The sequence below is a fragment of the Polynucleobacter yangtzensis genome (assembly GCF_001595965.1).
GTDB lineage: Bacteria > Pseudomonadota > Gammaproteobacteria > Burkholderiales > Burkholderiaceae > Polynucleobacter > Polynucleobacter yangtzensis.
The window spans coordinates 63,503-78,544 of sequence record NZ_LOJI01000003.1; the positions used below are offsets into that span (position 1 = coordinate 63,503).

A 15,042-nucleotide genomic window follows, 5' to 3' on the forward strand; every position below is an offset into this window, starting at 1 on the left:
ACAATCAGGGGGTAGGCTTCAAGAGAGGTTCTATTTAGGCGTGTTGTGGATTGAGACTGATTAAAAAGTATTTACCCTCATCACGGTTGTTTTAAGTTTATGTAATGGAGTTCGCATGGCGACCGGAATTGTTAAGTGGTTCAATGATGCAAAAGGTTTTGGCTTTATCAAACCTGATGATGGTGAAGAAGAGTTGTTCGCGCATTTCAGCGCAATTACTATGCCTGGGTTCAAAACCCTCAAGGAAAACCAAAAGGTAACGTTTGACATTACCCAAGGTCCTAAAGGCAAGCAAGCTACCAATATCCAAGCGGCTTAATAGTCCTTAGATCATTATTAAAAACCCAGGATTCGTTCCTGGGTTTTTTTTCGTCTGCAATTTGCCTCACTTAAAATGCACAACATGCTTATTTCAAAAAACAACTTCATCAAACTATTTGCACGCCTTTTTCTCCTTGGCTCCAGCCTTGCGCAAGCTCAAGTCAATACAGGCCTACCCACCATTGAACTCAAAGCGGGCATCTACCGTATTCAGGCTGAGCTAGCGGATACACCCAAAGCAAGAGAAGTTGGCCTCATGAACCGCACAAGCATGCCAACCAATTCTGGAATGTTGTTTGTGTTCGAACAAAAGGCGGGTCATTGCTTCTGGATGAACAACACCAAGATCCCGCTATCCATTGCATTCATTGCGGATGACGGCAAGATAGTGAACATCGAAGAGATGCAGGCAGACACAACCAATAATCACTGCCCTAAAGCTGCCGTGCGTTATGCGTTAGAAATGAACAAACGATGGTTCTCAGAAAGAGTGATCGTTCCAGGCACTGTGGTCACTGGTCTACCGAAGAGGTAAGAAATTAAAAGGTAATAAAAAACGCAGACCTCGGTCTGCGTTTTGCTTTATAGAAATGCTTATTTACTCAAAATGGCAAACATAGTGAACAGGTTGCTCGGCGCGAATAATGAAATAACCGCCCTTTTCCACTTCCCAGCTTTGGCCCGCTTTGAATTCTTGCTCAGGAGCGCCATTGATGCTGACAAAAGCAGTGCCATCAACCACTTCCATAACTTCTCTAGTGCTTAAGTCAAAGCGTAAGGTGCTTGGCAATACAACACCAACTGACTTACGTTCGCCATTTGGCAATGTCACGGTATGAGAAACACATTTACCATCGAAAAATACATTAGCTTTTTTACCTACGGAAACTTGATCAAATTGCATGCTGACTCTTTCTATTCTATTTAGTTCTAATCGTTTATTTGAATTTGCTTTTCGTTATTTCTTAGCGCGCTTGCGCTTTGCTGTTTCAGCAATACGCATACGCAAGGCATTGAGTTTGATAAATCCGCCAGCATCTGCCTGGTTATAAGCACCGCCATCATCATCAAAGGTCGCAATATTCTGATCAAACAAAGTATTAGCTGAATCACGTGAAATCACAGATACAGAACCTTTGTAGAGCTTCAAACGGACTACGCCATTGACAGCTTGCTGAGTGTGATCAATCAATGTTTGCAAAGCTAAGCGCTCTGGCGCCCACCACAAGCCGTTGTAGATCAAGCTTGCATAGCGTGGCATCAAATCATCTTTCAAGTGGGCTACTTCGCGATCCAGAGTAATACTTTCGATACCGCGGTGAGCCTTGAGCAGGATGGTGCCGCCAGGGGTTTCATAGCAACCACGGCTCTTCATGCCAACAAAACGGTTCTCTACCAAATCCAAACGACCGATGCCGTGCATGCCGCCAATACGGTTTAATTCAGCAAGCAATTCATGTGGCTTATACGCTTTGCCATTAATTGCAACAGGATCACCCGCTTTAAATTCAATTTCGATAATCTCTGGAGCATCTGGAGCCTTCTCAGGGGAAACAGTCCAACGCCACATAGACTCTTCAGCTTCAGCATTTGGGTTTTCCAAATGACGGCCTTCATAACTAATATGCAATAAGTTGGCGTCCATGGAATAAGGCGAACCACCTTGCTTATGCTTCATCTCAACTGGAATGCCATGCTTTTCTGCGTAGGCCATCAACTTCTCACGTGACAGCAGATCCCATTCACGCCAAGGAGCAATCACTTTGATTCCTGGCTCTAATGCGTAGTAACCCAACTCAAAACGCACCTGGTCATTACCTTTACCAGTGGCACCATGAGATACAGCATCAGCACCAGTTAAACGAGCGATTTCAATTTGACGCTTAGCAATTAAAGGGCGGGCAATAGATGTGCCTAACAAGTATTCACCTTCGTAAATCGTATTCGCACGGAACATCGGAAACACGAAATCGCGCACGAACTCTTCGCGCAAGTCATCGATGAAAATGTTTTCTGGTTTGATACCAAATTGCAAAGCCTTGGCGCGTGCTGGCTCGAGCTCTTCGCCTTGACCCAAATCCGCAGTAAAGGTAACGATCTCACAGCCATAGGTATCTTGAAGCCACTTCAAGATCACGCTTGTATCGAGACCACCGGAATACGCTAAGACTGCTTTTTTAATATCGGACATTTTTTATTCAATCAAAAATAAATTAAAACGAATTACAAAAATTTTTACTCAATTAATCCAAGCGGCCACAAAGCAAATACTCCATCAAGGCCTTTTGGACATGCAAACGATTTTCCGCCTCTTCCCAAACAATACTTTGCGGGCCATCAATCACTCCAGCTGAAACTTCTTCGCCACGATGGGCTGGCAAGCAATGCATAAATAAAGCGTCTGGTTTGGCCACAGCCATTAATTCTTCATCCACCATCCAGTCTTGGAAGGCATTCATGCGTGAAGTATTTTCATCTTCATAGCCCATACTGGTCCAAACATCGGTGGTCACCAGGTCAGCGCCTTTACAGGCATCTTTAGGATCGCCGCAAATCGTCAAATGCTTTGCCGCATTAGGCGTCAAACGCGCTGGATCCAGTTGATAACCTTCTGGTGCAGAGAAGCGCAACTGAAAATCTAAGCATTCAGCAGCTTGTAGCCAGGTGTAGGCCATATTGTTTGCATCACCTACCCAGGCGACGGTCTTGCCTTGAATTGGGCCACGCGCCTCAACAAAAGTGAAGATATCAGCCAGAACTTGGCAAGGATGAAATTCATTGGTCAGGCCATTTATTACTGGAACGCGGGAATTAGACGCAAAGCGCTCAATAATTTCCTGACCAAAGGTGCGGATCATGATGATGTCAGTCATCCTTGAAATCACCTGCGCAGCGTCCTCTACAGGCTCACCACGGCCTAACTGAGTATCGCGGGTGTTCAGATATACGGCATGTCCACCAAGCTGGTGAATGCCCGCCTCGAACGACAAACGCGTACGAGTGGAATGCTTCTCAAAAATCATCGCCAAAGTTCGGTCATGCAGCGGATGCCAAGTTTCATAACTCTTGAACTTAGCCTTTAGCCATGCAGAGCGCTTGAGTAAATAGTCATATTCCTCGCGAGCGAGGTCAGAAAACTGCAGATAGTGCTTTACCTGACCGGGCACTTGCGGCTTTGCCAAGGATGTCATAGTTGAGCTTTCTACTAAAGTTTTGGCTTGCATTTTTTTCTTCAAACATTCGGCTGCACGAAAATGGACCCTAAAGTCATCTTACGGCCAACCCAGGCTGTTAAGCTAGAGGGCTTAGTAATACTATTTTCTACAACCATCATTACGCGAACTTGAACCACAAAAAGCTTTTCATTCAAGGCATTACCACTTCTGGCAAACCATTTCGGCCCAGCGATTGGGCGGAGCGTCTGTGCGGGGTGATGGCTACTTTTCGCCCACCCGGTGACTCCGGGGACCCTCGCTTCACTTATTCGCCCTACGTCAGACCCGTACTAATTGCAAAAGTGAAATGCGTTGTTATTGATACTAGACTAGGGGACCTAGATCCTAGAGCGCTAGACTTTGTCATGAACTTTGCCAAAGACAACAGCCTACCAATCGAAGAGGCATGTGAGTTCAACCCAGCAGCCCCAACCCAGCCTTAAAAACAAAAACCCGCTCTGATGAGGAGCGGGCTTAGATCGAAACTACTTCGACCAGCCTAAAACTAAAAACGTATTACGCTGCCATCGCCTTGATAGCTGCGGACAAACGTGACTTCTGACGAGCAGCAGTATTTTTGTGAGCAATCTTTTTGTCAGCAATCTTGTCGATTGTTGCTTGAGTCGCTGCGAATACTTTTGCAGCAGCTGCTTTGTCACCAGTTTCAATCGCTTTACGAACTGCCTTGATGGAAGTGCGGAGCTTTGAACGCAAACTGGAGTTATGTTCGTTTTGTTTTACTGCTTGGCGTGCACGCTTGCGCGCTTGTGCTGTATTGGCCATCTTTAAACCTTGCCTCTATAAATTGCAAAATGCGATTAGTTAAAAATCTTGCGGACTTGCCAGATTCATAAGCAAGCTCGCCAAAACCCAAGATTTTACCTTAAAGGGGCAAAAAAGCCCAGCCGACCGATAAATAGGTGAAAATCGGCTCATGAATCTGCTTTCTGCCGCCGCCAAGGTCAGCTCCCTGACCATGCTGTCCCGTATTACGGGCCTGCTCCGGGAGACCCTGATCGCCCGTAGTTTCGGGGCTTCGGAGTGGACAGATGCCTTTAATGTGGCTTTTAGGCTACCCAATTTGCTGCGCCGGTTGTTTGCCGAAGGGGCCTTTTCCCAGGGTTTTGTGCCGATTTTGGGGGAAATCTCCAGCAATGGTGACCAAAAACAGGCCCAAATCCTCGTAAATGCGGTCGCCACCCTCTTATTTTGGGCTTTGCTGCTCACGGTATTGGTGGGCGTCATTGGCGCCCCAGTACTCATTTTGGCTATCGCTACCGGATTTAAGGGTGGTCCGGCTTATGAGGCCAGCGTGGTCATGACCAGGATCATGTTCCCCTACATTGGCCTTATTTCCCTAGTTTCACTCTCAGCAGGGATTCTCAATACATTCCAGCGTTTTGCCATTCCCGCCTTTACCCCTGTTTTACTGAATTTAGCCCTGATCGGTAGCGCCCTATTTTTGGCGCCCCACTTAGAGCAACCAATTTACGCCCTGAGCATTGGCGTTTTACTGGGCGGCGTTTTGCAATTAGCTATTCAGGTACCAGCGCTCTCTCGTCTCGGTCTTTTGCCTCGCATTGGCTTATTGCCAGGAGCAATTAAAGCGGCCGTCTCCAATCCTGATGCAAGACGCGTACTCAAGCTGATGGGGCCCGCAGTATTTGCTGTATCGGTTGCACAAATCTCTCTCATTATTAACACCAATATCGCTTCACGCTTGCAGGCTGGCAGCGTGTCATGGCTATCGTATGCAGACCGCTTAATGGAGTTTCCAACCGCACTTCTTGGGGTTGCCCTTGGCACCGTTCTCTTACCTAGCCTGAGCAAAGCGAATGCAAAAAAAGATTTAGTTCACGCCGGTGAACTACTCATCTGGGGTTTGCAACTAACATTCTTACTGGCTGCACCATGTGCCCTTGCGCTCTTTATTTTTGGAGAACCTCTCGCAGCTGTGCTGTATCACTACGGAAAATTCAATGCACTGGATGTGATGATGACCCAACGTGCACTAGCAGCTTACGGTGTTGGCCTCATTGGATTAATTCTCGTAAAAATCCTAGCGCCCGGCTTTTACTCTCGCCAAGATATCCGCACCCCAGTAAAAATTGGTTTACTTGTTTTGGTGGCAACCCAACTGGCCAACCTAGTTTTTGTTCCCTGGCTTGGTCATGCTGGCCTTGCCCTCTCTGTAGGGGCGGGTGCCTGCCTGAACGCCGCCCTCCTTTGGGTAGGCCTACATCGCCGCGGAGCCTTACCTAGCTCTGCCTGGGTCAAATACTTGGGGCAGCTACTGTTTGCCCTCATCCCCTTCGCAGCAGTACTTTTTTACGCCGCCTGCGCACATAATTGGATCGCCTTACAAGCCGAACCATGGTTGCGAGTTGGCTTACTAGCCGCCTGGTTAGCTGTTGCAGCAATTGTTTACTTTGCATCCCTAGGCTTAGTTGGAATTCGCTGGCAAAAATTCTTGCGTCATGCAAAATAGCCCTTATGCCAACACAACAACTCGACTACTTCACCTCCTTAGTTGCTGAAGACGAACACTTCCCTTTAACTGAAGCTGCGATCGCTGTCGCACAACATGCCTATCCGGATTTAGACGTCCAGGGCGTGCTTGATAAGCTTGATCAATTGGGCAATAAATTAAAGTCGCGCGTAACGCCAGATACATCACCGGTTCAGCGCCTGCAAATTCTGAAGCATTTCTTTTATACAGAGTTGGGCTTTGGCCCCAACCAGAATGATTTTTATGCTCCAGAAAATTCATACTTACATTACGTTCTAGAGAATCGCAGAGGCATACCAATCTCATTGGCAATTTTGATGATTGAACTAGGCAATCAAATTGGTTTAAAAATTCGCGGCGTTTCGTTTCCCAATCACTTCATGATGCGCATCTCCTTGCAACAAGGCGAAGTGATCATGGATCCTTTAACTGGCGAATCACTCTCCAAGACGCAGCTACAAGAAATGCTCGACCCTTATTTGGATGCCAAAGGCTATCGAGGTGAGCTCAGTCTGCCACTCAACATCTTCCTACGTGCCTCAAGCTCACGGGAAATCCTGTCGCGCTTCCTTAGAAACCTCAAAATGATTTATTCAGAGCATGAGCGCTGGGAACGTTTATTGGGCATTCAGGAACGCTTGGTGATTCTACTGCCCGACTCCATTGAAGAGGTCAGAGACCGTGGCCTGATCTTTGCGCAGCTTGAGTATTTGCGTCCCGCCCTAGAAGACATGCATCGCTACCTAAGCGAAATGCCAGAAGCTGAAGATGCCGGTGATATTCGCGAGCATATTGCTACACTCGAAAGTCAAACTAAGCTGCACTAAAGCCAATCTAGATTTGGCTTTAGCTTAAGTTTTTTCGTATTCTTTTAAATTTTCTTGCGCTGGAAAATTTTATAGAGCGCCGCCAGCACTACTGGTATCGCTGCTGCGCCAATACCAATCAATACGATTACATTGAGGTTTTGACGTATCACTGGAATATTGCCAAAGAAATAACCTGCAATAACTAAACTGAAAACCCAGAGCAGAGCACCAGTGACATTGAATAACTGAAAGCGCGAGAAGTTCATTTCTGAAACGCCAGCAACAAACGGTGCAAAAGTTCTAATGATGGGCAAGAAGCGCGCAACAATAATGGTCTTGCCGCCATGCTTTTCATAAAAGGCATGGGTTTTTAATAATGCGCCTTGATCAATCCAGCGGGACTTACTACTAAAGACTCTTTTACCAATCCAGCGACCAATGAAATAGTTCACCGTATTGCCTGCAATTGCCGCAACCAATAAACCGATACATAAAGTCCAGATATTGAAATGCTCGGTAGCGCAATAAGCGCCTGCAATAAATAAGAGTGAGTCACCGGGCAGAAATGGTGCAACAACTAAACCCGTTTCCGCAAAAACAATTGCAAATAAGAGGCCATAAGCCCAAGGGCCGTATTGCTGAATCACTACATCGAGATGTTTATCAATATGCAGTAATAAATCGCCTAATTGCAAAAGGGTATCCATTCGCTCGCTCTCTAATTTATGGGTTGTTGCGGATATTAACAGGCTCTTATAATCGGGTATGCCAACTGAACCCTACATTCAGCCTATGCATGCTCTAAATGAAGCCCCCATTCTTTGTATTGTTGGGCCTACTGGTGCAGGCAAAACCCACCTCGCCATGTCCTTGGCTGAGTATGCAAAATCCATTGGTTTAGCGATTGAACTCATCAGCATGGATTCTGCGCTGGTTTATCGCGGTTTAGATATTGGCAGCGCCAAACCTACCAAGGCTGAACAAGCGGCGGTCATTCATCACCTAATTGACATCATCGATCCAACTGAAGTGTATTCAGCGGCTCGCTTTGCCAAGGATGCAAAACGTCTCTGCACTGAGATTCGTGAGCGTGGAAATATTCCAGTAGTTGTTGGTGGAACAATGTTGTATTGGCGTGCCTGGGCACATGGCCTATCTTCTCTGCCACCAGCTAATCCAGAAATTCGCGCCCGCCTGGATGAAGAGGGTAAAAATATTGGCTGGCCAGCTATGCATGACAAACTGGCCAAAGTAGACCCTGATACGGCTGCTCGCTTGAAGCCCAATGACTCTCAACGAGTACAGCGTGCTCTGGAAGTTTTTGAAATTACCGGCAAACCAATGTCAGTGTTGCTGGCTGATTCGCCAAGTGAAGATGGCAGAGAAGGTTCTGCCATTCCATCATGGATTGATTTAGTTTCACTTGAACCCAGCGATCGCAAACGCTTACATCTCAACTTAGAAAAGCGCTTTGATGAAATGCTTGCGGCAGGATTCATGGACGAAGTGAGGGCATTACGCGCTAACACCGAATTACATGCTGACTTACCGGCAATTCGCTCAGTTGGCTATCGTCAAGCCTGGGAATTTCTCAATGGGGAAATTGATGCCGAAGAAATGCGCTACAAAGCATTGGCAGCAACCAGACAGCTTGGCAAGCGTCAGCTCACATGGCTGCGTGCAATAGATGGAAGAAAAACATTTGATCCCTTCAACCCCAAAGAGTTGAAGGCTGCACTGGAATACTGCAAAAGTAACTTAAAAAAATAAGTTGGTAGATACCAGCTTAAATAACGATAGTTTGTGGCGCATCTTTTGGACGCTCAACCACTTCGCCGACCGTCCAAGCCTTCAGACCTTGCGCTGTCAATGACTTAATCGCAGTGTCTGCTTGATCTGGCGAGACAATGACAACCATGCCAATACCGCAGTTAAATACGCGTACCATTTCTGCGTCAGCTACGCCACCCTTCATTTGCAACCAACGGAAGAGCTCTGGCATTTGCCAACTGTCACGATGCAAAACAGCTTGAGTATTTTCTGGAAGTACGCGTGGCACGTTATCCACTAAACCACCGCCAGTAATGTGTGCCATCCCTTTTACATTGATTTCAGAAATCAATTTGAGAAGTGGCTTCACATAAATTTCTGTTGGTGCCATAACCACATCACCCAATGGGCGACCGCCTAAATCATCGCTTGGCTTTGCGCCAGCGCGTTCAATAATTTTTCGTACCAATGAGTAACCGTTGGAGTGAGCACCACTAGATCCAATTGCTAACACAACGTCACCTGGAACAATCGTCGCACCAGTAATGATTTTGGATTTTTCAACTGCGCCCACTGCAAATCCAGCGAGGTCATATTCACCAGGTGGATACATGCCAGGCATTTCTGCAGTCTCACCACCAATCAATGCGCAACCAGATAGCTCACAGCCTTTGGCAATACCACCCACAACCGTTGCTGCAGTATCAACAGTCAACTTGCCGCAAGCAAAGTAATCCAAGAAAAAGAGGGGTTCAGCGCCTTGCACCAGAATGTCGTTCACACTCATGGCTACCAAGTCTTGACCGATGGTTTCGTGACGATTCCACTCAAAAGCCAACCTGAGCTTAGTTCCTACTCCATCCGTACCAGACACCAATACTGGCTCTTTATAGCGCTTAGGCACCTCAAAAAGGGCTCCAAAACCGCCAATTCCAGCCAAAACGCCCTCACGCATGGTCTTTTTGGCAAGCGGCTTAATGCGATCAACCAAGGCGTCTCCGGCGTCAATATCGACACCAGCGTCACGGTAGGAAAGGCCATTTGAGGAGGAATTAGAAGATGAAGTCATATTGGAGCCGGAATATTAGTAAAAAATGCTACTTCGTCAGTAGAATCATTGAATTCTAGAGGATTGAAGCAAGATGGCCGAAATTTTTACCCCTTTTCTCACCGCATTCATTCTGGCGTATGCCCTACGCCCTGTTTGCCTGTGGCTTGAGCAGCATCGCCTACCTCGAGCGCTAGCCGCTTTGGTCAGCATGTTGATAGGGCTATGCCTCGTTTTCTTCATCCTGAGCCTGCTCGTAAGCCTCCTCAAGTATGAAATCCCCCTAATTAAGGCCCAATTGCCTGATTGGATCGCCAATACTCAAGCCTGGCTTGGCCCAAAGCTCAGCGAACTGCACATCAACCTCGACTGGGGAACCCTTAGGGAAAGCGCCACTCAAAAAATTACTGAGCATATTAATGACAACGCGGACAGCTTAATGACCTCCACTTTCAACACTGTGTTGATGTCTGGAAGCTCAGTCATTGCAGGATTTGTAAATGCAGTGCTCATCATTTTTGTGATGTTTTATTTGTTAATGGACTGGAATCATTTTTTTGGACTTGTAAAAGGTCTGGTTCCGGTTCGCGCGCAAGAAACTGTTCATCACCTCGCCATGCATACCGATGGATTGCTTTCGCAATACTTGCGCGGCATGTTGATCGTCATCTCGATCATGGCGATTTATTACAGCGCAGGCTTAAGTTTCATTGGCGTCAAGGGTGCGGCAGCGCTTGGCGTGTTTACCGCACTCATGATTGTGATCCCGTATATCGGCATCACTATAGGTCTAACACTTGCAGTGTTATCAGCGCTTCTTCAATTTGGTCCAGGCACTGAAATTGTTGGCGTACTGATCTTGTTTGGCATTGGGCAATTCTTAGAAGGCTTCTTCCTAACGCCCCGCTTGGTTGGCGAGCGCATTGGCTTGCATCCAGTAGCAGTATTGTTTGCTTTACTTTTATTCGGCAAGTTATTTGGCTTCTTTGGCGTCCTACTGGCATTGCCTATCAGCGCTGTCAGCCTGGTCCTAGTTAAGTACCTTTGGTCTATCTATACGCAAAGCGCTTGGTATCAAAAATAAATTTGGCAGTAATGAACACACCTCCGCTTCCAAAACAATTTGCGTTAGATATTAGCCACTCACCCAAAGCGAGCCTAGAAAACTATCTCCCAGGAAAAGATCTCGCACTGATATCTGCTTTACAAAATATCGAAAGCTCATGGAAGGGTTCTTCAAATGAAGGCTCCGACAACCCATTAAATCAGCGCTGGATTTATTGGTGGGGACCGGAAGGATCTGGACGCACACATTTACTAAATGCGATTGGCAATGCGGCAGAGCACGCAGACTTAGAACACATTGCCCTGACAGCATCAGAACCAGCATCCTGGGTTCGGTTAGAAGAAAACATTAGTGCGCTTGCGCAAACTAACACTCCATCAGTCATTACCGTGGATGATGTAGACCAATTGGATGATCGTCTGGTGGGGTCCTTATTTCGGATTCTGAATGCCGTACAAGCTAGCAAAGCAATCCATATTTTTATGGCTGGCGCAGCTGCCCCAGCAAATTTGAAGCTTCGTGAAGACTTACGAACAAGGCTGGGCTGGGGTTTGGTGTTTCAAACCCAGCTTTTGGATGATGATGAGAAAATACAGGCATTAGGCGAGGCAGCCAAAGCCCGTGGGCTAGTTTTGTCGCCCGATGTGTTGCCTTGGTTATTAAGCCGCTTCTATCGAGATATGCCCAGCTTAATGGCCTTGATCGATGCTTTAGATGCTTATTCTTTAGAAACAAAACGTGCTGTAACCTTGCCGCTTGTACGCGAGCTCTTGCAGCCCAAATAATTAATTAGATATTCATTCGTGACTCAGTTAGCCCTTTTTGATTTAGACCACACCCTGTTGCCCTGCGATAGCGATTATGAATGGGGCCAATTTTTGGCTCGCATTGGCGTTGTTGATAGCGAATACTACGCAAGGCAGAATGAACGTTTTTACCAAGACTACAAAGAAGGCAAGCTCGACATTCATGAGTTTCTTCGCTTTGCTCTAAAGCCGCTTTCTGAGCACTCCCGTGCTCAACTCAAAGAATGGCATGACGCCTTCATGAAAGAAGTGATTAACGGACAACTCCGACAAGAAGCACTAGATCTAGTTAAACGTCACCAAGATGCAGGTGATCTTTGCTGTGTGATTACGGCGACCAATAGTTTTGTAACGCGTCCTATCGTAGAAAGCTTTGGCATTGAGCATCTGATTGCAACGGAGCCAGCTACCAAGGACAACCAGCCTTTGGCTAATTACACTGGCGAAGTCAGCGGCATCCCTAATTTTCGGGAAGGCAAGATTCAGAACCTGCATGATTGGCTAACTTCTCAAAAGCTGTCACTGGACACCTTGCCTTACAGTTATTTTTATTCTGACTCGATGAATGATCTACCCTTACTTGAAAAGGTCAGCCATCCTGTCGCCACCAATCCAGACGATCGCCTTCGCAACGAAGCCAAACAGCGTAACTGGCCTATTCTTGAATTGTTTGCATGATCACTAAATTTATCAAACGTATTTTGCGGCGTGACCCGATGGTCAAGCATACACACGCAAGCAATACTGGAGCGCCAAAACGTATACCTAAAAAATCACATCGCATTGACCCTCACTTACTTTCCAAGAATGCAGTTAAGGTAACCCATACTTTGCAGCAAGCAGGTTACGAGGCATTTATTGTTGGCGGTGCTGTACGTGATCTTGCTCTTGGAATTAGCCCTAAAGATTTTGACGTTGCTACTAATGCGACGCCAGACCAAGTTCAAAGATTATTTCGCAAAGCTCGTCTTATTGGGCGCCGTTTTCAGATTGTTCACGTGACCTTTTTTGGTAAGGGCCATCCTGAAATCATTGAAGTATCAACCTTCAGGGCTTTACTGGATAACGCTGGAGACCATGTCGCAGAGAGCGGTCGCATTCTGCGTGATAACGTCTGGGGATCGCAGGGCGAAGATGCTGCGAGACGTGATTTCACTATTAATGCCATGTATTACGACCCATCCTCCGAGACTGTGCTCGACTATCACGGCGGTATGGCAGATATGCAAAAGAAAACTTTGCGCATGATTGGTGACCCAGCCAAACGTTATCGCGAAGATCCCGTACGCATGCTCAGAGCAGTTCGATTTGCTGCCAAAACTGGTTTTGAATTGGATAGCGCTACGCGCGCACCAATTGCAAAACTCGGTAAATTACTAAACGATGTTCCTTCGGCCAGACTGTTTGATGAAATTCTCAAGCTTTTGATGTCAGGCTACTCCTGGCGAGCAATTCAAGGCTTGAAAGAAGCAGGATTGCATCATGGACTGCTACCGCTGCTCGATCACATTCTGGATGATGGTGAGGACTCCAAAGGCGCCAATGATTTTGTAAAGCTTGCTTTGGCGAATACGGATGAGCGCATTCAATCAGGAAAAAGTGTTTCAGCTGGCTTTTTATTCGCCACATTGCTTTGGCCTGATCTATTGAAGAACTGGAAAGCCAACTCCAGCAAAGGCATGGCCAATATCCCTGCTCTTCATGATGCTATGGATGACACGATCGCCACCCAAAGTAGCGGTATGACCATTCAAAGACGCTTTGAAAGCGATATGCGTGAGATTTGGTCAATGCAGCCGCGCTTTGAGAGACGCGTAGGCCGCTATCCCTTCCGCCTCATCGAATCCCCACGTTTTCGTGCGGGTTATGACTTTATGCTGCTTCGCTGCGCTACTGGGGAGCTAAATCCAGCAATTGGTCAATGGTGGACAGACTTCATTGCGGCAGATCCAGCCGGGCAAGAGGAGCTCATGGCTAGCGCTAAAAATGAATCCGGAAATACTGCCAGCCCAGCCAAAAGACGACGTCGTAGAAAGCCAAAATCTGCCATCCCTCCAGAGGGTGCAGCGAGCTAAGCAGACTTAGAGAAATTTCAGTAAAGTAGTTCCATCTCTAGTTTGGAACTCTATGGCACGGGCATATATCGGATTTGGCGGCAATATTGGCGATACGCGTCAGCTCATTACTGATGCCATTGTTTGCTTAGCATTACGTTCTGAACTCCAAATTCTGGCAAAAAGCTGCTTTTATCAAAGTGCGCCCGTTGAAGCTACTGGCGGCGATTACATCAACGCCGTTATTGAAGTTGAAACCGAACTGTCTCCTTACGGCCTGCTGCATGTTTGCCAAACGATTGAACAAGAGTTCGGTCGTGAGCGCCCTTATGCAAATGCTCCTCGTACCCTTGATCTCGATATCCTCTCATTTGAAGGGGTGACTCAAAATGAGACGGAGCTCATGCTTCCTCATCCCAAAATCATTGAGCGTTCATTTGTACTCCTCCCCCTCCTGGAAATAGCCCCCGAAATCTTCTTGCCACAATGGGGTGAGCTCAAAGCCTATTTACCGAATGTTGCCCACCAAAGAATTGAAAAACTCCCCTGCAGGAACTGCAATTGCGGGGAAAAAGACGTTTATAGCCAATCGGCGCATTAATTCATTAAACTCTCGCCATGGGTTACTTACAAGGCGATAAGCCAATCACAATCACCAAGCTCCTCGCAATGCATGCTGAGGGTGAAAAAATTTCTATGCTCACAGCATATGATTCAACCATGTCCGCGCTACTGAATCGCTGTGGGGTTGAAACAATTTTGGTTGGTGACTCTCTTGGTAATGTGATTCAAGGTCATTCCAGCACAACGCCGGTGACCGTAGAGCAAGTCGCGTACCACACCGAGTGCGTAGCCCGCGCCAATACACATGCTTTTTTGATTGCCGATCTTCCTTTCGCAAGCTATGGAGATCCAGTTCAAGCATTAGAGTCATCCACTCAACTGATGCGAGCTGGTGCAGACATGGTCAAACTTGAGGGTGGTGGCGATTGGCAAGTAGATATCATTCGTCACTTGGTAGAGCGCAGTGTTCCCGTATGCGCACACTTGGGCCTACTGCCACAATCAGTTCACGTCCTGGGTGGTTACAAGGTACAAGGCAAATCTAAAGATGCGGCTAGCGTCATGCTCGAACAAGCACTTGCTTGTCAGGAAGCTGGCGCGCAAATGGTTGTGCTCGAAGCCATCCCCTCATCACTAGGCGAAAGAATTACTGCCGAGCTACATATCCCAACGATTGGTATTGGTGCTGGCCCAGATTGCTCTGGTCAGGTATTAGTGCTTCAGGATATGCTGGGCATTAGCCCAGGTAAGCCACCTAAGTTTGTCAAAAACTTTATGGATGGTCACCACTCTGTAGAGGCGGCTATTAAGGCTTACGTGCGAGAGGTGAAGTCTGGGAAATTCCCAGGGCCAGAGCACGGCTTTGCTGGCTAATTGCCAG

General features: G+C 47.0%; 18 protein-coding genes. 12 read left to right on the forward strand and 6 right to left on the reverse strand.

Annotation, left to right across the window (positions count from 1 at the left end; translation table 11 throughout):
- Nucleotides 1–115 precede the first annotated feature (115 nt).
- Nucleotides 116–319 (forward strand): cold-shock protein, encoded by a 204-nt coding sequence (locus tag JaK3_RS03610; RefSeq protein WP_011903586.1) that lies wholly within the window; start codon nt 116–118, stop codon nt 317–319.
- Nucleotides 320–403: 84 nt separating this feature from the next.
- Nucleotides 404–856, forward strand: a complete 453-nt coding sequence (locus tag JaK3_RS03615; RefSeq protein WP_082786362.1) for a DUF192 domain-containing protein — start codon at nt 404–406, stop codon at nt 854–856.
- Nucleotides 857–919: 63 nt separating this feature from the next.
- On the opposite strand, the gene ppnP is transcribed toward JaK3_RS03615, so the two are convergent.
- The 3 genes from ppnP to argF are packed head-to-tail and all read right to left on the reverse strand — an operon-like array spanning nt 920 to nt 3,512.
- Nucleotides 920–1,225, reverse strand: coding sequence for a pyrimidine/purine nucleoside phosphorylase (ppnP, locus tag JaK3_RS03620; RefSeq protein WP_068320837.1), 306 nt, complete (start codon nt 1,223–1,225; stop codon nt 920–922).
- 54 nt (nt 1,226–1,279) lie between these two features.
- The gene (locus tag JaK3_RS03625; RefSeq protein ID WP_068320838.1) at nt 1,280–2,512 is read right to left on the reverse strand and encodes an argininosuccinate synthase; all 1,233 of its coding nucleotides are present in this window, start codon (nt 2,510–2,512) and stop codon (nt 1,280–1,282) included.
- A 52-nt stretch (nt 2,513–2,564) separates the two neighbouring features.
- Nucleotides 2,565–3,512, reverse strand: coding sequence for an ornithine carbamoyltransferase (gene argF / locus JaK3_RS03630; protein ID WP_205627491.1), 948 nt, complete (start codon nt 3,510–3,512; stop codon nt 2,565–2,567).
- Nucleotides 3,513–3,664: 152 nt separating this feature from the next.
- Between argF and JaK3_RS03635 the strand changes: the two genes are divergently transcribed.
- Entirely contained in the window at nt 3,665–3,979 is a 315-nt protein-coding gene (locus tag JaK3_RS03635) for a DUF3579 domain-containing protein (RefSeq protein ID WP_068320842.1), read from the forward strand.
- Between the two features lie 73 nt (nt 3,980–4,052).
- On the opposite strand, the gene rpsT is transcribed toward JaK3_RS03635, so the two are convergent.
- A complete protein-coding gene (gene rpsT, locus JaK3_RS03640; protein WP_068320845.1) occupies nt 4,053–4,319 on the reverse strand; it encodes a 30S ribosomal protein S20 in 267 nt (88 codons plus the stop codon).
- A 151-nt stretch (nt 4,320–4,470) separates the two neighbouring features.
- On the opposite strand from rpsT, the gene murJ reads away from it, so the two are divergent.
- Nucleotides 4,471–6,024: a murein biosynthesis integral membrane protein MurJ gene (murJ, locus tag JaK3_RS03645; RefSeq protein WP_068320846.1), complete on the forward strand. Its 1,554-nt coding sequence runs from the start codon at nt 4,471–4,473 to the stop codon at nt 6,022–6,024.
- A gap of 5 nt (nt 6,025–6,029) precedes the next feature.
- Nucleotides 6,030–6,872, forward strand: a complete 843-nt coding sequence (locus tag JaK3_RS03650) for a SirB1 family protein (protein WP_068320847.1) — start codon at nt 6,030–6,032, stop codon at nt 6,870–6,872.
- A 44-nt stretch (nt 6,873–6,916) separates the two neighbouring features.
- Here the strand turns inward: JaK3_RS03650 and JaK3_RS03655 are convergent, their stop codons facing one another.
- Nucleotides 6,917–7,561, reverse strand: a complete 645-nt coding sequence (locus tag JaK3_RS03655; protein WP_068320849.1) for a VTT domain-containing protein — start codon at nt 7,559–7,561, stop codon at nt 6,917–6,919.
- 58 nt (nt 7,562–7,619) lie between these two features.
- Between JaK3_RS03655 and miaA the strand changes: the two genes are divergently transcribed.
- Nucleotides 7,620–8,624, forward strand: coding sequence for a tRNA (adenosine(37)-N6)-dimethylallyltransferase MiaA (miaA, locus tag JaK3_RS03660; protein WP_068320852.1), 1,005 nt, complete (start codon nt 7,620–7,622; stop codon nt 8,622–8,624).
- 16 nt (nt 8,625–8,640) lie between these two features.
- On the opposite strand, the gene purM is transcribed toward miaA, so the two are convergent.
- Nucleotides 8,641–9,693: a phosphoribosylformylglycinamidine cyclo-ligase gene (gene purM, locus JaK3_RS03665; protein WP_068320854.1), complete on the reverse strand. Its 1,053-nt coding sequence runs from the start codon at nt 9,691–9,693 to the stop codon at nt 8,641–8,643.
- A 73-nt stretch (nt 9,694–9,766) separates the two neighbouring features.
- Between purM and JaK3_RS03670 the strand changes: the two genes are divergently transcribed.
- The 6 genes from JaK3_RS03670 to panB are packed head-to-tail and all read left to right on the forward strand — an operon-like array spanning nt 9,767 to nt 15,035.
- Complete coding sequence (locus JaK3_RS03670; RefSeq protein WP_068320856.1) at nt 9,767–10,756, forward strand: AI-2E family transporter; 990 nt, start codon at nt 9,767–9,769, stop codon at nt 10,754–10,756.
- Nucleotides 10,757–10,767: 11 nt separating this feature from the next.
- Entirely contained in the window at nt 10,768–11,523 is a 756-nt protein-coding gene (gene hda / locus JaK3_RS03675) for a DnaA regulatory inactivator Hda (protein WP_068320858.1), read from the forward strand.
- 18 nt (nt 11,524–11,541) lie between these two features.
- Complete coding sequence (locus tag JaK3_RS03680; RefSeq protein ID WP_068320860.1) at nt 11,542–12,222, forward strand: histidinol-phosphatase; 681 nt, start codon at nt 11,542–11,544, stop codon at nt 12,220–12,222.
- Nucleotides 12,219–13,619: a polynucleotide adenylyltransferase PcnB gene (pcnB, locus tag JaK3_RS03685; RefSeq protein ID WP_068320864.1), complete on the forward strand. Its 1,401-nt coding sequence runs from the start codon at nt 12,219–12,221 to the stop codon at nt 13,617–13,619. The genes JaK3_RS03680 and pcnB overlap by 4 nt, the downstream gene beginning before the upstream one ends.
- Before the next feature lie 52 nt (nt 13,620–13,671).
- Nucleotides 13,672–14,199: a 2-amino-4-hydroxy-6-hydroxymethyldihydropteridine diphosphokinase gene (gene folK, locus JaK3_RS03690; protein ID WP_068320865.1), complete on the forward strand. Its 528-nt coding sequence runs from the start codon at nt 13,672–13,674 to the stop codon at nt 14,197–14,199.
- 17 nt (nt 14,200–14,216) lie between these two features.
- The gene (gene panB, locus JaK3_RS03695; RefSeq protein WP_068320867.1) at nt 14,217–15,035 is read left to right on the forward strand and encodes a 3-methyl-2-oxobutanoate hydroxymethyltransferase; all 819 of its coding nucleotides are present in this window, start codon (nt 14,217–14,219) and stop codon (nt 15,033–15,035) included.
- Nucleotides 15,036–15,042 lie beyond the last annotated feature (7 nt).